General features: G+C 72.8%; 15 protein-coding genes. 6 read left to right on the top strand and 9 right to left on the bottom strand.

The window, feature by feature from the left end; genetic code table 11:
- Window positions 1-224: 224 nt before the first annotated feature.
- The 4 genes from CXR44_RS25130 to CXR44_RS25155 form a co-directional block, all read right to left on the bottom strand.
- Window positions 225-689: a nitroreductase family deazaflavin-dependent oxidoreductase gene (locus CXR44_RS25130; RefSeq protein WP_101788578.1), complete on the bottom strand. Its 465-nt coding sequence runs from the start codon at window positions 687-689 to the stop codon at window positions 225-227.
- A gap of 280 nt (window positions 690-969) precedes the next feature.
- Window positions 970-1,836 carry an ABC transporter permease gene (locus tag CXR44_RS25135; protein WP_219601981.1) on the bottom strand — a complete coding sequence of 289 codons (867 nt, stop codon included), beginning with the start codon at window positions 1,834-1,836 and terminating at the stop codon, window positions 970-972.
- Window positions 1,833-4,688 carry an alpha/beta fold hydrolase gene (locus CXR44_RS41140; protein WP_180903695.1) on the bottom strand — a complete coding sequence of 952 codons (2,856 nt, stop codon included), beginning with the start codon at window positions 4,686-4,688 and terminating at the stop codon, window positions 1,833-1,835. Before CXR44_RS41140 ends, CXR44_RS25135 begins: the two co-directional genes overlap by 4 nt.
- Window positions 4,689-5,006: 318 nt before the next feature.
- A complete protein-coding gene (locus tag CXR44_RS25155) occupies window positions 5,007-5,414 on the bottom strand; it encodes a PaaI family thioesterase (RefSeq protein ID WP_101788580.1) in 408 nt (135 codons plus the stop codon).
- Between the two features lie 82 nt (window positions 5,415-5,496).
- On the opposite strand from CXR44_RS25155, the gene CXR44_RS25160 reads away from it, so the two are divergent.
- Both CXR44_RS25160 and CXR44_RS25165 read left to right on the top strand, forming a co-directional pair.
- Window positions 5,497-6,780, top strand: coding sequence for a cytochrome P450 (locus tag CXR44_RS25160; protein ID WP_101788673.1), 1,284 nt, complete (start codon window positions 5,497-5,499; stop codon window positions 6,778-6,780).
- Window positions 6,781-6,875: 95 nt separating this feature from the next.
- Window positions 6,876-8,045, top strand: a complete 1,170-nt coding sequence (locus tag CXR44_RS25165; RefSeq protein WP_245899386.1) for a hypothetical protein — start codon at window positions 6,876-6,878, stop codon at window positions 8,043-8,045.
- Here the strand turns inward: CXR44_RS25165 and CXR44_RS25170 are convergent.
- Together CXR44_RS25170 and CXR44_RS25175 are read right to left on the bottom strand one after the other, a co-directional pair.
- Window positions 8,003-9,028: a copper resistance D family protein gene (locus tag CXR44_RS25170; protein ID WP_101788582.1), complete on the bottom strand. Its 1,026-nt coding sequence runs from the start codon at window positions 9,026-9,028 to the stop codon at window positions 8,003-8,005. The genes CXR44_RS25165 and CXR44_RS25170 overlap by 43 nt on opposite strands.
- Window positions 9,025-9,915, bottom strand: a complete 891-nt coding sequence (locus CXR44_RS25175; protein ID WP_101788583.1) for a copper resistance CopC family protein — start codon at window positions 9,913-9,915, stop codon at window positions 9,025-9,027. Before CXR44_RS25175 ends, CXR44_RS25170 begins: the two co-directional genes overlap by 4 nt.
- Before the next feature lie 133 nt (window positions 9,916-10,048).
- Here CXR44_RS25175 and CXR44_RS25180 point away from each other — a divergent pair, with 133 nt between their 5' ends.
- On the top strand, window positions 10,049-10,261 hold the full coding sequence (locus CXR44_RS25180; protein ID WP_101788584.1) for a hypothetical protein: 213 nt from the start codon (window positions 10,049-10,051) through the stop codon (window positions 10,259-10,261).
- Between the two features lie 17 nt (window positions 10,262-10,278).
- On the opposite strand, the gene CXR44_RS25185 is transcribed toward CXR44_RS25180, so the two are convergent.
- Entirely contained in the window at window positions 10,279-10,878 is a 600-nt protein-coding gene (locus CXR44_RS25185; RefSeq protein WP_101788585.1) for a TetR/AcrR family transcriptional regulator, read from the bottom strand.
- A gap of 81 nt (window positions 10,879-10,959) precedes the next feature.
- Window positions 10,960-12,300, bottom strand: coding sequence for a sensor histidine kinase (locus CXR44_RS25190; protein ID WP_245899387.1), 1,341 nt, complete (start codon window positions 12,298-12,300; stop codon window positions 10,960-10,962).
- Window positions 12,301-12,460: 160 nt separating this feature from the next.
- Here CXR44_RS25190 and CXR44_RS25195 point away from each other — a divergent pair, with 160 nt between their 5' ends.
- The 3 genes from CXR44_RS25195 to CXR44_RS25205 are packed head-to-tail and all read left to right on the top strand — an operon-like array spanning window position 12,461 to window position 16,237.
- Window positions 12,461-13,627 (top strand): acyl-CoA dehydrogenase family protein, encoded by a 1,167-nt coding sequence (locus CXR44_RS25195; protein ID WP_101788586.1) that lies wholly within the window; start codon window positions 12,461-12,463, stop codon window positions 13,625-13,627.
- A 43-nt stretch (window positions 13,628-13,670) separates the two neighbouring features.
- Window positions 13,671-14,735: an acyl-CoA dehydrogenase family protein gene (locus CXR44_RS25200; protein ID WP_245899388.1), complete on the top strand. Its 1,065-nt coding sequence runs from the start codon at window positions 13,671-13,673 to the stop codon at window positions 14,733-14,735.
- Window positions 14,735-16,237, top strand: a complete 1,503-nt coding sequence (locus CXR44_RS25205) for an AMP-binding protein (protein ID WP_101788587.1) — start codon at window positions 14,735-14,737, stop codon at window positions 16,235-16,237. The genes CXR44_RS25200 and CXR44_RS25205 overlap by 1 nt, the downstream gene beginning before the upstream one ends.
- Here the strand turns inward: CXR44_RS25205 and CXR44_RS25210 are convergent.
- A complete protein-coding gene (locus CXR44_RS25210; RefSeq protein WP_219601982.1) occupies window positions 16,223-17,335 on the bottom strand; it encodes a C45 family autoproteolytic acyltransferase/hydrolase in 1,113 nt (370 codons plus the stop codon). The genes CXR44_RS25205 and CXR44_RS25210 overlap by 15 nt on opposite strands.

Consider the following 17,335-nt stretch of genomic DNA (forward strand, 5'->3'; position numbering starts at 1 on the left):
CCCTGAGTGGCGACCGGGACAGGTTTGTCCTCCTCTGTAGCATGTATGCCGTGAGCGATTTCCTCCCTGAGCAGACGGCCGACGACACGGACGCCGGCTGGGGCGACTGGCGCGAGACCGACCCGGACGCCTTCTACCTGGACAACAAGCCCCCGCACTGGTCCTGACCCGCCGTACCCCGCTGTGACGCGGGGCGCGGCGGTACGGCACGCGTCGCCGGAGCGCTAGCCGGCACCGGGATGGGCCCGTTCCAGCACCACGACCGGAATGGTCCTGCGAGTCTTCGTCCGATAGCGCTCGTAGTCGCCCCAGAGTCCCGCCATCATCCTCCACAGGCGTTCCCGTTCCTCGCCGGTCGCCTCCACGGCCGTGACCGCGAACCGCTCCGCCCCTGCCTGCACCTCCGCGGCCGGGTCGGCGAGCAGGTTGAGATACCAGGCGGGGTGCGCGTCCGCACCGCCGTTCGACGCCACGACGACCAGCCGCTCACCGTCCCTGCCGTAGATCAGCGCCGTCCTCCGTGGCCGCCCCGACCTCCGCCCCCGGGTGGTGAGCAGCAGCGTCGTCACTCCCCACCGCCGGTGCCCCTTGCGCCCGTCCGTCTCGACGTACTCCTTGATGTGCCGGGCAACCCAGTCGATCGGGCTGTCCGTGGGCTCCTCGGTCGCCCCTGTGGCCTGCGTCGCCATGCGCCCTCCTGTTTATGGTGTACACATCGGTGTGCAGCATATACCGAGCGCCGCGCGATGCGTCGAGTCAAGGAAGAGGTGTAGGACTGAGTGCGGCACTCAACTAAGAATCTGGACCAGTTTCGTAACGGATTTTGTCACGAACGAGCTCGTCGCCCGTCATGAGGGCCGGCGGTGGCGGCCCGGGGGGGCAGCGTGAAACGCGGCCGCCCGCGACAGACCGGCTCTCCGGGCGTCGCGGGCGGCGTGCGTGGTACGGGCGCGGTACGGGCGCGGCCCGTCAGCTGACCACGTCCTTCGTCCGGAAACGGCGGAAGGCGACCGCGATGAGGATGGCCGCGTACGTCACCGACACCGAGGCGCCCTTGAGCATCCCGCTCCAGTCGAGCTCGGGTGCGAGGGCGTCCAGCCAGGCGGTGTTCCAGAACGTGGGCAGGAACTCCCGCAGCGACCCCAGCGCCTCCACCGCCTGCAGGATGGTGCTCACGATCCACAGTCCCACCGCCCCGCCCACCGCGCCGAGGGGCGAGTCGGTGACCGTGGAGATGAGGAACGCCAGTGCGGCGACGACGAGCTGGCTCACCAGCGCGTAGCCGATCACGATGCCGAAGCGGGGCAGCACGTCGAGCGCCGCGATCGTCTCGCCGGTGCCGGGCACCTGGATGTCGTGCCAGCCGAACGCCAGAGTGCCCGCCAGCAACGCCATCAGCGGCAGGCAGATGATCGCCGTGGCGGAGTAGCCGAGGGCGACGATCAGCTTCTGTCGCAGCAGCCGGTCGCGGGGCACCGGCGCGGCCAGCAGGTAGCGCAGCGACGACCAGTTCGCCTCGCTCGCCACCGTGTCACCGCAGAACAGCGCGACGGCGACGACCAGCAGGAAGCTCACCGACACCGACAGCACGAACGCCGCGAAGTTGAGGCCGCTCGCCGACGCCAGGTCGGAGATGCGCAGCGACGGCTGCCGGTCGCCGCTGGCCTGCGGGCCGAACTGGAACGCCACCACGAGGATCCACGGCAACGCCATCAGCAGCCCGAACATGACGAGAGTGCGGCGGCGCTTGAACTGCCTGACGATCTCGACCTTGAGCGGCAGCGTCCGGTGCGGCGCGTAGCCGGGCGCGGCGGTCCCGGTCGTCGCGGGGGTCACGATTTCTCTCCGATGAGGTCGAGGAAGACGTCTTCGAGCCGGGGCCCGTGGCCGTTGGTGGACACGGCGCCGCTCAGCAGCACCGACACCGGCCCGGTGGTCACCAGCCGGCCTCGGTGCATGACGACGACGTGGCTGCAGGTCTGCTCCACCTCGGACAGCAGGTGGCTGGACACGATCACCGTACGGCCGTCGCGCGCGTAGCGCTTGAGCACCTCGCGCATCTCCCTGATCTGGGGCGGGTCGAGCCCGTTGGTGGGTTCGTCGAGCACCAGCAGATCGGGCAGGCCGAGCATGGCCTGGGCGATGGCCAGCCGCTGCCGCATGCCCTGGGAGTAGGTGCGCACGGCCCGCTCCAGCGCCTTGCCCAGCCCGGCGATCTCGAGCGCCTCGTCGACGTGGGCGTCGGCGACCGGCCGGCCGGTGGCGGCCCAGTAGAGCTCGATGTTCTCGCGCCCGGACAGGTGGGGCAGGAAGCCGGCCCCTTCGACGAACGACCCGAGCCGGGACAGCACGGGAGCGCCCGGCACCACCGGCTCGCCGAAGATGCGGATGTCGCCGTCGTCGGGCCGGATGAGGCCCATCATCATGCGCATCGTGGTGGTCTTGCCGGCGCCGTTGGGGCCGAGCAGTCCCAGCACCTGGCCCCGCTCGACGCGGAACGACAGCCCGTCGACGGCCAGTTCTCCGTTGCGGTAGGCCTTCGTCAGACCGCTGATCTCCAGCGGCACGTCGGCGTCCCCCGGGCCGCCGGCTGTGAGGCTCGCACCGTTGACCTTGGCCCGGGCACCGCCGCCGGCGCCGTTCGCCCCGTGCGCGACGGGAGCGGGAGACGCGGTGGCGGCGTGGTCGCCACTTCCGCCGTCACGCCCACCGGGGGCGGGGGTGGCGCCGAGGGAGGTGGGGGCGGTGCCGACGGTGGCCTTGGTGTCGGCGGCGCCGGCGGCGGTGGTGGTGCCCTCGGCGGCGGTGGCGCCTGCACTGGCGCCGACGGTGGCGGTGGTGCCCTCGGTGGCGGTGGCCGTGGTGCCGACGGGGGCCGGGCGCGATCCCGCGAGGGAGAGCCGGAGGCCGGAGCGGCGGCGGGCCGGGTTACGGCCCGTGGCCAGCAGGACGCCGGCGAGGACGACGGCCGCGAGCGGCAGCGCCCACACCCACCAGTCGACCCCGGCGGCCGGCGCCGCGAGGGCGGCGACCGTGGGGACGGCCAGTGCCGGAGTGACGAGGCCGACCTGGTAGGAGGCCGCCTCGACCGGTGTGGCGTAGCCCATGTCCGTGGTCGCCACCGTGAGCCGCAGCCGGTGGCCGACGGCGAAGGTGTGGTCGACGGCGGGCAGGGTGACGGTGGCCTCGACGCTGCCCGCGCCCTCCGGGATCGTCACCCGGAAGGGCGCCACCAGCCCGGCCGGCAGCGTGGGCGGCTGGATGCTGTCGGAGACGTCGAAGAGCTTGGCGAACAGCGTCACCTGACCCTTGCCCGACACCTTGACCTTGACGGTGGGGCTGCCCGTGAGCTGAAGCGGGGCGGTCAGCGGGCGCGACTCGAAGGAGGCGCTCTGGCCCGGCATGTCGAGCGAGAAGCTCGTGTTGCCCTGACCGCCGAGCAGGCCGCTGACCCCGGGGACGGTCGAGATGGCGGCGGGGGAGCCGCCGGGTGGGTTGACGACGTGCTGCTCCGGGCCGGTGAGCGCGACCTGGGTCGTGGCGGTGCCGCCGAGGCCCGGATAGGCGTCCGCCTCCGGGTGCAGGCGGATGCGCTGACGGGTGCCCGGGTCTCGGCCGCCGTCGCGGGTCACCGTGAACGGCGCGGCGACGGGCGAGCCGTCACGCTTGAGGTGGTGGCCGAACCAGGAGGTCGTCTGCTCGTGGAGCCAGTCGGCCTCGCCGTCGCCGCCGTCGTGACCGCCGTCGAACCACGCCATGCTCACCGGGGTGCCGCCTGCCGCGATGGCCTTGGCGTTGGCGTCGGCCTGGCCGAGCGTGAACAGCGAGTCGCGCCGGCCCTGGATGAGCAGGGTGGGCGCCTTGATCTGCCCCGCCACCGTCACCGGGCTGGACCTGCGCAGCAGCGTGATCGCCTCCGGCGTCGCCCGGCCGGTCTCGGCGACCTTCTGGTAGATGTCGCAGATCTCCGGCAGGAACCGGCCGCACCGCGCCTCATCGGCGGACAGGGGCTGCGGCCGCTGCGTGAGAGCGCCGAGCCCCTGGGTCTCAAGCCCCTGGACCGCGCCGCCGCCCCTGCCGAAGAAGAATCCGGCCCACATGCGCTTGAACACGCCGTTCGCGGGTCCCGAGCCGGTGGCGTCGGGGAAGAGCGCGTCGGCCAGGTCGGCCCAGGTGATCGAGGGGACGATGGCGTCCACCCGCTGGTCGTGGGCCGCCGTCATGAGCGCGATCGAGCCGCCGTAGGAGCCGCCCGCGATGCCGACACGCGGATCGCCCGAGGCGTCGAGCAGCACCTCCGGCCGTCGTGCCAGCCAGTCGATCAGCTGCTTGACGTCCTTGACCTCGTAGTCCGGCGAGTTGAGCGCGATCTGACCGGTCGACCGGCCGAACCCGCGCGCGGACCAGGTCAGCACGGCGTAGCCGTCCTGGGCCAGCCGCGTGGCCTGGCCGCGGACGCTCTGCTTGCTGCCGCCGAACCCGTGGGCGAGCAGCACGGCGGGCGCCTTCTCACCGCCCGGTGGCGGGAAGAAGGTGGTGTCTATCTCCACCCGCTGGTCGCCGGAGGGGCCGTCGACCACGGCGATGGTCTGCTCCTGACCTCGCACCTCGGGCGCCGACGGCCAGACGAACCAGCCGGCCACGGCGACGAGGGCGAGCACCGCGACGATCGCGGCCACACGTTTCATGGCGGTGAGCCTACTTTCCGCACCTGAGAGATCGCTGAGACGGAACGCCCGGGGCGCGGCGCCGAGAAGGTGACGACCGGTGGAGGACATGCGATCGAGAGCGTGCGGCGGCGGTCAGATCGGAGGCGGTCGTTGGTGGTGGTCGCGGGTGGTGGTGGGACGGTGGTGGTCGGGGTGGTGGTGGGAGGTGGTGGTCGGACGGTGGTGGTCGGACGGTGGTGATCGGACGGTGGTGATCGGACGGTCGGGATGAGGCGCTGCTGGTCGGGGTGGCGGCGAGGCGGTGTGGTGAGGCGGTGGTGGTGGGGCGGCGGTGGATCAGGCGAGGATGGCGTAGACCGTGGACGCCCGCGCGGCGGGCTCGGACGTGCCGTCCGGGGTGAGCGTGACCTCGGAGAAGGCCAGCGTCCGGCCGAGTTTGGTGATCCGCACGTCGATCAGCACGTCCGCGCCCACGACCGGCCTCTGGAACGTCGTGGACTGCTGCACGGTGGTCATGGGCACGAACCCGCCTCTGGCCGACGAGATGGCGATCACGGTGGCCGTGTCGGCGGCGGCCATCATGGCCTGCCCGCACAGCCCGCCGCCCTCTCGGGCGAGCGCGTCGGACCAGGGGAGCCGCACCACCGCGTGCCGCTCGCCGGTCTCCTCGACCCGCAGCCCGAGCCGCTGGATCCACGGAGCGAAGTAGTCATGGAGGATGGCGTCGCCTTCTTCTGGAGTCACGCGCTCATGATGCACGCTGGAGGCACGAACGAGGAGGGGGGCACGACCGCCTGTGGACAACTGCCGGCCCGACGGACCCGCTGTGGACAACCCGGCCCCTGGAACGAGCCGGGCGGCGGACGTCTTCCTGCCCGCCACGTACGCCCGAGGAGTGCCGTACGAGCTGTTCGCGCGGCTCAGGCGGGAGGCTCCAGTCTGCCGTGTCCCCGAGCCGGCCGTCGGACCGTGGAGGGAAGGGCCGGGCTACTGGGCGGTCTTCCGGCACGCCGACGTCAAACACGTCCTGCGCACCCCGGCCGACTTCTCCTCCCACCTCGGCGCCACCCAGATCCGCGACCCCGACACCCCGGCGGACCTGGAGTTCGTCCAGGCGATGATGCTCAACACCGACCCGCCCGACCATTCCAGGCTGCGCCGCATCGTGGCCGCCGCCTTCACGCCGCGCGCCGTACGGGCGCTGGAGGCGGCGATCGCCGAGCGGGCCGCGTCGCTGTTCGCCGCGGGCGAGTGCGATTTCGTCGAGGTCGCCGCCGACCTGCCCGTGTGGACGCTGGCGCACGTCATGGGCGTGCCCTCCCAGGACAGGCGGCTGCTGTACGACTGGGCGTCGCGGGTGATCGGCTACCAGGACGACGAGTACGCCGGACTGTCCACGGCCGACGCCGCGCGGCTCACCCCGATGGGCCGGCGGGCCGTCGCCGCGCGCCCCCGGCCCGTCCCGGGGGCGAATCCCCGGTCCCGGGCGGCGCTGCGCGACATGTTCGGCTACGCGCACGACCTGGCCCGCTCGCCGCAGGACCCGGAGTCGGTCATGTCGGCCATGCTCCGCGGCGGCCTCACCGAGGCGGAGTTCGAGAACATGTTCTTCCTGTTCGCCGTCGCGGGCAACGAGACGCTGCGCAACGGCATCCCCGGGGGGCTGCTGACGCTTCTGGAGCACCCGGCGCAGTTCGCCCGGCTGCGCCGCGACCCGTCGCTGCTCGGCCCGGCGGTGGAGGAGATGCTGCGGTTCTGGCCGCCGGTGATCCACTTCCGGCGTACGGCGACGCGCGACCTGACGCTCGGCGGCAGGCGCGTCCGGGCGGGCGAGAAGGTCGTCGTCTATCACGCCTCCGCCAACCGCGACCCGTCGGTCTTCCCCGAACCCGACCGGTTCGACGTCGCCCGCACCCCCAACGACCACGTCAGCTTCGGTTCCGGCCCGCACGTCTGCCTGGGGGCCCACCTGGCCCGGGTGCAGCTGCGCGCGGTCTTCGCCGAGCTGCTGAGCTGGGACGTGACCCTCGCGGGCGAGGCCGTCCGGCTCACCTCCAACTTCCAGAACGGGCTGAAACACCTGCCGGTACGCCTGCGACCCCGGACCTGAGCCGGAGCTCCAACCCAGGCGCGGTGTCCGATTCCTCCAAGAGCGCACCGTTCTCCCGGGTGGACGGTGCGGCGGATCACCGTAAGATGCTCGCCGTGAACGCACCAGCATTCGTCAAAGAAGCCGCCTCGTGGGCCCAGCCCCACTGGACCAGAGGGCCGGCGGGGCGCGAGACGCCGCCCGACCTGTTCCGGGTCCTCTACTACGGCTGGCTGGTGGCGCTCACGCTCAAACTGCTCGGCTCGGCGTGGGACGTCTCGTGGCACTTCAAGTGGCTGCGTGACGACCTGGCCCCGCCCCACCTGCTCAACTCCGCCGGCACCGTGCTGGCGCTCGCGCTGACCGTCGTCCACGGCTACACCGGCTACGGCGTCGACCGGACGGCCCTGCGGCTCATCCAGTGGGGCACCGGCGTCTTCCTCGTGGCGGTGCCCCTCGACCTGATCAACCACCGGGTCAACGGCCTCGACATCACCTCGTGGAGCCCCTCCCACATCCTGCTCTACGTTGGAACGTTCTTCATGATCGCCGGTGTCATCCGCGGCTGGTTCATGGGCGCCCCGCCCGGCCGGGAGCGCACGGTGCTGCTGGGCGCCTTCTTCGCGTTCTTCCTGGAGAACGTCCACTTCCCCGAGCAGCACCAGGAGTACGGCATCCTGTCGATCGGCGCGTGGGACAACAACGCCACCTACGCCGAGCCGATCCTGCTGCGGTTCGCCGCCGAGCAGATGGGCCGCCCGATCGACCGGGTGATGATGACCGGGTTCGCCCTGCCGGTGCCCGACGTGCTCTACCCCGTCTACGCGGTCGTCGCGACCGTGGCGGTGCTGGTCGTGGCGCGGATGATGATCGGCAGGGCCGGCGCCGCGACGCTGGTGGCCGCCGGCTACGTGGGGTTCCGCGCGCTCGTCTGGCCGCTGCTCACCTTCACCGGGTTCCCGCCCTCGGCCGTGCCGTTCTTCCTCGTGGTGGCGGGGCTCTGCGTGGACGTGGCGTTCGCGGTGCGGATGCCGCTGGCGCGCGCCCTGCTCGGGTCCGCCGGGGTGACCGCCGCCGTCTACGCCGCACTGGCGGCCCAGAGCACGCTCATGGGCTCCGTGTACGGCCTGCTCACGGGCCACGAGGGCCTGGCGGGCGCCCCGCCCCTGGCGACGGCGTCGGCCGTCTGGGCCGGGGCGGGGCTGCTGGCCGTGTGGCTGGCGTGCGAGTGGTGGTCGCGCCGTCAGCCGATCGAGGCGCGGGTGATGGCGACCGCCACGCCGTAGGACAGGCCCATCACGGCCAGCTCGGCCGTGGCCCAGGCGACCACGGCCGTGGTGGCGCCCCGGCGGACGGCGGGCAGCAGCCGAAACCTGATGTGCGCGGCCAGCGGCACCAGGAGCGCCACCAGCGCGGTCTTGGCCACCACCAGCAGCCCGTACTCACTGGTCACGATCGCGCCCGGCAGCCGCAGGCCGGGTGTCAGCGCCATCGTGGCGAGGCCCGTCACCAGCCCCGACAGGGCGACCAGCAGCAGGCAGACGCCGGCGATCCGGGAGAAGCGGGGCAGCACGTCGGCGAGCAGGTCCCCGCGCGGCGCGACGAACACCATGACCGCGGCCAGGCCGCCGGTCCACGCGGCCGCGCCCATCACGTGGATCTCCATCGAGATCATGATGGGGTCGTGCCAGACGGAGTTGACGGCGTGCCCGGTCACCGGGATCGGCAGCAGCCCGAACAGGGCGACGACGATCCGCAGCTCGGCCGGCACCTTCTCGCCGAAGCGCACCGCCATCAGGCCGATCCCCGCCGCGGCGAGCGCGCACGCGGCGCTGAACAGCAGGCCCTGGCCCGTGCCGACGGTGTCGACGTAGCCGGCGATCATGCCCAGGGTCGGCACCCCGCCGGGGTTGAGCTCCGCCGTCTGGAACACGATCGTGAGCAGCGCGCTGACGGCCCACGCCCACGCGGCGGTGACGGTCAGGGGGCGCGCCCGGCGCATGACGGGCTCGGTGCGCTCGGGGGCGTCGAAGCCGAGCAGCTTGGGCAGCAGACTCAGTCCGACGACCGCCACGGCGGCGATGTCGAGCGCCACCCGGACGACGGGCAGCCCGACCTCCACGACGGGGCCCGGCATGGGGATGCCGGGCACGGCCTCCTGGGCGGTCAGCGTGCTGGCGACCACGGCCGCGACGACCGCGCACACCGCGAAGACACCCGCGGGAACCCCGGTCCCGGCGCGCCGGCGCACGGGGACGGCGACACTCACGCGCCCGTCCCCTCACCGGACCGGACGGCGCCCGTCCCCTCACCGGACCGGACGGCTGCCGTGCCGTCTGCGGGTCGGGTGGCGCCCGTCCCCTCATCGGGCGGGGCGGCGGCCGTGCCGTCTCCGGGTCGGGTGGCGGTCGCTCCCTCATCCGGCGGGGTGGCGGCCGTGCCCTGCCCGGGCGGGGTGGCGGCCGTGTCCTCGCCGGGCAGGGTGGGGACGGCGTACGGGGCAGGGGAGGGGCGGGAGCGGCGCAGGGCGACGGCGGTGCCCGCGGCCAGCACCAGGAGCGCCCCGACGATCCAGACCACGGCCATCCCGGCCCCACCGTTGGCGGCGGCCTCGTAGGCCTCGGCCCGCTGCGCCTCGTCGGCCGGAAGGGCGTCGGACGCGGTGGCGCCGTCGGGTGCGGTGGTGGGCACCTGGGTCTCGGGCACCGGCTGCCCGCCGCTCGTGGGCGGCACCGGCTGCCCGGCCCCCGTGGACGGCGTCGGCCCGGGCACGGGCTGCCCTGTGGTGGCGGGCGCGACGGCCTTCAGGGTGAAGGTGATCTTGCCGGTGATCGGGTGGCCGTCGGCCGACAGGACGCGGTAGCCCACCGTGTACGCGCCGTTCGCCGGCAGCGGCTCGACCTTGACCGACACCTTCTCGGCCGCCACGACCGCCTCGCCGTCCACGTGCGACGCCCCGTCGGGGCCGGTGACGCTGACCTGCGCGTAGCCCTTCCGGGCCGGCTGGTCGAACACCAGGGTGATGCGGTCAGGCGCGGACGACAGCGTCGCCCCGTCCTTCGGGTCGCTGCCCACCAGCACGTTGTGCGCCAGGGCCGGGGCCGGGAGCCCCGCCACGGCGCATGCCAGCACCAGGACCGTGAGTAGCCGCCTCACCGATCACTACCTTCCGTCAACGCAGCACAAACCTGTATATGGTCGCATCCATGCGGCACCTGTTCGGCGGTGCGGCCCCCTACTACGCCCGCTACCGCACCGATCGCGGAGAGCGGGCTCGGCGTTCGGCCGGGTGAGCGCCGCGCGGTTCGAGCGGCGGCTCACCTGGCGGGTCGACGAGCTGGTCGGCCTCCAGCTGTCGTACTCGTACGCCTCTCCCGCCCGGCTCGGTGACCGGGTGGAGGAGTTCCCGCGGGCCGCTCGGCGGGCCCTGCCGGCCGACAACCCGTCGGGCGTCTGGAGCCACGTGGAGGTGACCGAGGTCCTCGTCGCCCGCCGTCCCTGACCCCGGGCGCCGGCGTGTCACAGGTCGGCCGGTGTCACCCCCAGCTCCACGGCCGCGGCCGTGCGGACCAGCTGGGCGGCGCGGCGGCGCGACAGCGCCTGCGGGTGCACGTGGATCTGGATCGCCAGGCCGTCGATCAGCGCGAAGATCCGCCAGCTCGACGCCTCGGGGTCGGCGCAGGCGAAGTCGCCGGTGCGCACCCCGTCCTCGATGATGGCCCGCAGCAGCAGCCTGCCCTGCTGGTCGAGACGGCGGGAGATCTGCTCCAGTTCGCGGCTGCGGATCGACTCGGCCCAGGCGTCGATCCACAGCCGCCAGCCGTCCGGCGCCGCGCCCGGCGAGCACCGGCGCAGCAGCGTGCGCAGGCGGTCGAGCGGCGGCCGTTCGAGCCGTTCGATGGACTCCAGCGCGGTGCGGTGGATCTGGGCCGCGTAGGCGAACGCCTGGGCGAACAGCTGTTCCTTCGTCTCGAAGTGGTAGAACAGCAGCGCCTGGCTGACGCCGGCGGCGCGGGCGATGTCCAGGGTCCTGGTGTGCCCGAACCCCCGCTCCGCGATCACCTCACAGGCCGTCTTGAGCAAGTCCTCACGCCGTAATCGACTGAAACCTGATGTCACAGCGGGCCACTTTAACCAGTGGCCGGAGCAGGAGTAAGGACAAACCGGGCGGGGCTATGGGAGCGTTACCAGGGAGTTCGGTCAGTCGGCCCTGGCCGGAAGCCGCAGCACGAACCGCGCGCCGCTGTCGCTGTCCTCCAGTGTGAGGGTTCCGTGGTGGGCCTGCGCGATGTCCCTGGCGATGGACAGGCCCAGCCCGGTGCCGCCGGCGTCGCGGCTGCGGGAGGCGTCGAGGCGGGTGAAGCGCTGGAAGACGACCTCGCGCTGCTCGGGCGCGATGCCGCCCCCGTCGTCGAGGACCTCCAGGAGAGCCTGGCCGTCGATGCGCCGGACCGTGACGATGATCGTGGACTCGGCGTGCCGTTCGGCGTTGTCGAGGAGGTTCGTCAGCAGCCGGGCGAGTTGGAGCCGGTCACCGGTGACGCGCACGCCGGGCTGCAACGTCGAGATGAGCTTCTTGGAGCGCTGCCTGGCCGTCTCGGCGGAGACGAGGTCGGCCAGGTCGAGGGGCTCGCGGCTCATCGGAGCGCCGGCGTCGAGCTTGGCCAGCGTCAGCAGATCGGTCACGATGGCCTGCAGCCGGTCCAGGCTCGCCAGCAGCGCCACGCCGATCTCCTCCCAGTCGGCGTCGCCGGGATGCAGCATGGCCTCCTCGACCTGGGCCCGCATCGCGGTGATGGGGCTGCGCAGGTCGTGCGAGGCGTCGGAGGCGAACCTGCGCTGCTGCTCCACCGCCGCCTCCAGCCGGTCGAGCGTCTGGTTGGCGGTCTCCGCGAGCGATCGGATCTCGTCGGCCTGCCCTGTCACGGGCAGCCGCATGCCGAGGTCGCTGCTGGTGATCTTGGCGAGCTTGTCGCGGATGTCCTCCACGGGGGCCAGGGTCCCGGCCACCACCCGCGACGTGCCGAACGCGGCCAGGGCCACGAGCAGCACCGACAGCCCGGCGAGGGCGGCGAGCACGCCCGGGTGGACGTACCAGGGCGCCAGGGGGTCGGCGGCGTACACCAGCCAGTCGCCGTCCTGCTCGTACACCCGGAAGACCGCCAGGAACTCGCACCTGCCGGGAAAGTGCGGCAGGTCGCAGTCCACGGTGGTGCGGTGGGCTCGGAACGCGTCGGGCAGCATCATGCTGATGCGCGGCCGTCCCTCGAGATTGGGGGTGGAGGCCACCACCTGGCCCGAGGCGTTCACGACCTGGACGATGTCCAGGCCGCTGTCGATCACGGTGGGCAGCTCGCCGCGCTTGACCCGGTGGACGATGTCCAGGCCGGTGTTGATCACTTGGGTCTTCCGGTAGTCGTCGGCCCCGCCGTGCAGGGAGTACAGCACGAGGCCGTTGACGACGAGGCTGAGCAGCGCCGCGCCGATCGCGGCGAGCAGCGTCAGCCTCGTCCGGATGGACCTGCCGAACCGTGCGATCACGCCTTTCCCCCTGGTAATCAGGTGATCACACTAGGTCGCTCCAGCTCTAATTAACGGAGATTCGCCGACAAATCCGGATAAAACGTGCAGGACATTCGGTGCTAGGCGTCTCCCGCGGGGCTGGTTATTGTAAGTGAACACTGATGCCCGAGGAGGCGACGTGAACCTCGACGCGTACCGGCGCGAAGCCCGCGCCTGGCTGCAGGCGAACACCCCCTCCGAGGTTCCCCCCGGCGACGACGGCGTCGCCCGGGCCAAGGAATTCATGGCCAAGCTTTACGACGCCGGATACTCGGGCATCACCTGGCCCGAACGCTGGGGCGGGCAGGGACTCACCCAGGCCGAGGAACGCGCGTTCGCCGCCGAGGCGCGGCACTACGCCCTCCCGACCTATGTCTTCTCCATCGGGCTCGGGATGACCGGCCCCACCCTCGTCGACCGGGGCACCGACGAGCAGCGCGCGCGCTTCGTCCGGCCGCTGCTGCGGGGCGAGGAGATCTGGTGCCAGCTCTTCTCCGAGCCGGGCGCGGGCAGCGACGTCGCCGCCCTGCAGACCAGGGCCGTACGCGACGGGCAGGGCTGGCTGATCAACGGCCAGAAGGTGTGGACGTCGGTCGCCCAGCACGCCGACTGGGGGTTGCTGCTGGCCCGCACCGACGTCGAGGCGCCCAAGCACAAGGGCCTGACCATGTTCGTCGTCGACATGCGCCATCCCGGCGTGACCGTCCGGCCGCTGCGCGACATGACCGGCCGGGCCCACTTCAACGAGGTCTTCTTCGACGACGTCCCGGTTCCCGACGAGCACCGCGTGGGGGACACGAACGACGGGTGGAGCGTCGCCGTCACGACCCTGCTGCACGAGCGGCTGTCGATCTCCGCCGGGGTCGGCATGAGCGGCGGCGAGGACGACCCGTCCGGGCTGGAGGCGCTGCGCCGGACGGCCGACACCACGGACCCGCTCGTCCGCGACGAACTGGTGGAGCTCCACATCCGCACCCGCGCCCTGGCGCTGTTCAACCAGCGCCTCGCGCAGGAGGCCGAGGCCGGCATCTTCCCCGGCGCGCGCGGCAGCGTCGCCAAGCTGCTGCTGGCCGAGCTGACCATGTACCGGGCGGACCTCGCGACCCGGCTGGCCGGACCGGCCTGCGTGGTCGGCGGCGACCCGCTCTCCCACGCGATCAGCTTCGCCCCGGCCATGTCACTGGGCGGCGGCACCAACGAGATCATGCGCAACATCATCGGGGAGCGCGTGCTGGGGCTGCCGCCCGGACCGCGCGTGGACAAGACCGTGCCGTTCAAGGACCTGAAGGTGGGGACGCAGGAATGACGCTCACACGCGGCGGGCCCGCGCCGGCGAGGACGGAGGCCCGATGGTGAAGCTCGTGCTCGGGGAGGAGCAGCGACAGCTCCGCCAGGCCGTCCGGTCGTTCCTGGCGGCGGCCTCGCCGCCGGCCAGGGCGCGCGACGGCTACGACCCGGCCGTCTACGCCCGCCTCAACGGCGAGCTGGGCCTGTCCGGCCTCATCGTGCCGGAGGAGTACGGCGGGGCCGGCGCGGGCTTCGCCGAGCTGGCCGTGGCGCTGGAGGAGACGGGCGCCGCGCTGCTGCCGGGCCCGTTCCTGGCCACCGTGTTCGCCACGGTCGCGCTCACCCGGGTGCCCGACAAGGACCTGCTGACCGGCATCGCCGAAGGCCGCACCACCGCCACCCTCGCTCAGCCGCCCGGCGGCGGCCAGCTCGCCGACGTGACCGCCGCGCCCGCTCCAGGCGGGGGCGTGGCCGTGCACGGCGAGCTGGCGCAGGTGCTGAGCGGCATGGAGGCGGACGTGCTCGTGGCGCCGGCGCTCACCGGTGACGGCGTGGCACTGGTGGCCGTGGACCTCACGGCCGGCGGGGTCACGCGGACCCCGCTGGAGGCGCTCGACGTCACGCGCGGACAGGCGCGCGTGGAGCTCGACGGCGCGCCCGGCAGGGTGCTCGGCACGCCGCCCGCCGGCGACGCCGTCGGCGACCGGCTGGCGGTGGCCCTGGCGGCCGAGCAGCTCGGGGTGCTGCGCGGATCGCTGGACGCCATCGTCGCCTACGCCAAGATCCGCGTGACGTTCGGCCGGGCCATCGGCTCCTACCAGGGCGTCAAGCACAAGCTGGCCGACATGCACGGCAAGCTCGAACAGGCCGAGTCGATCGTCCGCTACGCCGCCTGGGCCGCCGACGAGTCGCCGGGCGAGCTGCCGGCCGCCGCCGCGCTCGCCCAGGCGTACGTGGGACGTGCCTGCTTCGAGGTGGCCCGCGACCATCTGCTGCTGCACGGCGGCGTCGGCTTCACCTGGGAGCACGACGCGCACCTGTTCTACAAGCGGGCCAAGACCGACGAACTGCTGCTCGGCCCGCCCCGCGTCCACCGCGCCCGCCTCGCCGGCCTGCTGGAGCTGTGATGGCAGCCGACCTGCCGCCGGGCTTCTACGCCATCGCCGCCGCCGACCCCGGCCGCCCGGCGCTGATCGACGACGACGGCACGCGCTATACCTACGGCGAACTGCTCGCCCTGGTGCACCAGGTCTCCCACGGGCTGCGGGCGCGCGGGCTCACCACCGGCGACGTGGTGGCGGGAGTGCTGCCCAACGGCGCCGAAGCCGTCGCCCTGCTGATGGCCACCGGGCAGATCGGCCTCTACTACGTGCCGGTCAACTGGCACCTCACCGAGCCGGAGATCGCCTACATCCTGGGCGACTGCGACGCCCGGCTCGTCGTCGCCGCCCCCGAGTACGCCGCCAAGGTCCCCGGCGCCGCGTCAGGCGTCCGCGCCCTGGCCGAAGGACAGCCGGCGACGGCGCCCGACGGGCGCACCGCCGGAGCCGTCATGTGGTACACCTCCGGCACCACCGGCTTCCCCAAGGGCGTGCGGCGCCCGCTGTCCGGCGCCGAGCCGGAGGCGGTCGTCCCGCTCTACACGTGGTTCCTCGGCGAGGTGGTCGACCTGACGCCGGGCGACGACGTCCACCTGGTGACCTCGCCGATGTACCACTCGGCGCCGTGCGCCCACACGCAGTTCGCGCTGCACCTCGGGCACACGGTGGTGATCACCCGCAGGTTCGACCCGGAGCACGTCCTGGAGCTGATCCAGCGCCACCGGGTGACGAACGCGATGATGGTGCCGACCATGCTGCACCGCATGCTCCGGCTCCCGGAGCAGGTGCGGGAGCGCTACGACGTCTCCAGCCTCCGGCAGGTGATCCACACGGCCGCCGCCTGCCCGGTCGAGGTCAAACGGCAGATCATGGACTGGTGGGGCCCGGTGCTGTACGAGTACTACGGCTCCACCGAGTCCACCATCGCCTTCGCCGTCAAGCCGCACGACTGGCTCGCCAGGCCCGGCACCGTCGGCCGACCGACGCCGACGTTCGAGGCCCGGATCCTCGACGAGGACGGCCGTGACCTGCCCCCCGGCGAGCCGGGCCTGATCCACGTCAAGTCCGGCCTCGGCCGGTTCGAGTACCACAAGGACCCGGCCAAGACGGCGGCCAGCATGCGCGGCGAGTGGTACGCCCTCGGCGACATCGGCTACCTCGACGAGGACGGCTTCCTGTTCCTGTGCGACCGGCGCACCGACCTCATCGTCTCCGGCGGGGTCAACATCTACCCCGCCGAGATCGAGGCGGCGCTGCTCGACCACCCGGCCGTCGCCGACGTGGCCGTCATCGGGGCGCCCGACGCGGAGTGGGGGCACACGGTGGTCGCCATCGTGCAGCCCGCCCCCGGCGTCGCCCCGGGCGAGGAGCTGACCGCCGAGCTGCTCGCCCACTGCGAGCCGCGCCTGGCCAGGTTCAAGCACCCGAGGACGGTCGTCTACCGCGACACCCTGCCGCGCACCCCGACGGGCAAGTTGTCGCGCTCCCGCGTCCGCGAGGCGTACCTGTCGGACCTAGCGGGCGGCTGAGAACACCAGGTCCTCGGTGTAGCGGCCGTCGCCCAGGTAGAACGAGGCCGACAGCGTGCGGGAGGCCGGATCGAACACCGTGCTCCAGAGCGTCCGGAACGGCGAGTCCGGATCCTCGTCCTGCCGGACCGCGCGCAGCCCGTCGCGCAGGTCGCGCTCCGACATGGTCAGGCCCGCGCTGCGCTCGTGCAGCGTGCGGATCCGGTCGAACGTGCCGAACGTGTGCGCGTTGTCGGCGGGCAGGTCCTTCGGGTCCGGGTGCAGGTGCAGCAGGTGGTTGGTGACGCACAGCGGCGCGTCGCCGTACTCGACGACGTGCTCGCGGCCGTCCCTGCCCCGCTCCCACACGAACGCGCCGCCGTTGGCGTCGACGACCAGGTAGTGCAGGGGAACACCGTGGTCGTACTGCTTGGCCTGCAGCAGCGCCTGCTTGGCCTGCTCGACGTTCTCGCAGGTGTCCAGGACGTACCGGGGGAGCTGGACGGCGCTGACGCCCACCTGGGGGGCGGCGTCCTCGGACGGGGTGGCCTGCTCGAAGTCGGCGACGAGCAGCATGACGGCGAGCCCCGCCTCGTTCATGCCGTCCATGCAGCCGTCGAGGTCGGACATGGTGATGACGGTGGCGGCCAGGCCGTCGTCCGGCCGCGTGGTGATGACGTACGGGCGGGAGGCCATCGGCAGCTCGCCCTCCTGGGGCTCCCCGCCGAGGATCCGGCTCGTGGGGAGCGTGAAGAAGTCGTAGTTGCGCGCCGCGCGGCCGTGGCCGTCGGCCGACGCCGACGGCGGGCACCACAGCGCCGAGCAGCCCGACCCCCGTGGGACGAAGGCCAGCCCGTCGAGGGCCACGTCGTCCTGGTCGGGGTCGAGGCCGAGCGCCTCGGCCGCGCCGTCCAGGCGGGCGTGGTGCTGGGGCCAGGCGTGTTCGAACCACGTCCGCCGGGCCCGGTTGACCACCGGGTTCACGGGCACGGGCGTCCAGCCCAGCCGCCGGGCCTCCTCGGTGAGTGCCCGGCCGATCTCGACCTGCGTGCCGGTCAGCGTGAGACGGTGCACGATCTGGAAGTCGTCGCGGGTGCCCGCGATCTGCGTCAGCTTCAT

Source organism: Nonomuraea indica (assembly GCF_002850745.1).
Classification (GTDB): domain Bacteria; phylum Actinomycetota; class Actinomycetes; order Streptosporangiales; family Streptosporangiaceae; genus Nonomuraea; species Nonomuraea indica.

Coding starts and splice junctions, on each gene's coding strand:
- CXR44_RS25200 (WP_245899388.1), top strand. CDS start 13,671: ATGGTGAAGCTCGTGCTCGGGGAGGAGCAGCGACAGCTCCGCCAGGCC.
- CXR44_RS41140 (WP_180903695.1), bottom strand. CDS start 4,688: ATGAAACGTGTGGCCGCGATCGTCGCGGTGCTCGCCCTCGTCGCCGTG.
- CXR44_RS25205 (WP_101788587.1), top strand. CDS start 14,735: ATGGCAGCCGACCTGCCGCCGGGCTTCTACGCCATCGCCGCCGCCGAC.
- CXR44_RS25210 (WP_219601982.1), bottom strand. CDS start 17,335: ATGAAGCTGACGCAGATCGCGGGCACCCGCGACGACTTCCAGATCGTG.
- CXR44_RS25130 (WP_101788578.1), bottom strand. CDS start 689: ATGGCGACGCAGGCCACAGGGGCGACCGAGGAGCCCACGGACAGCCCG.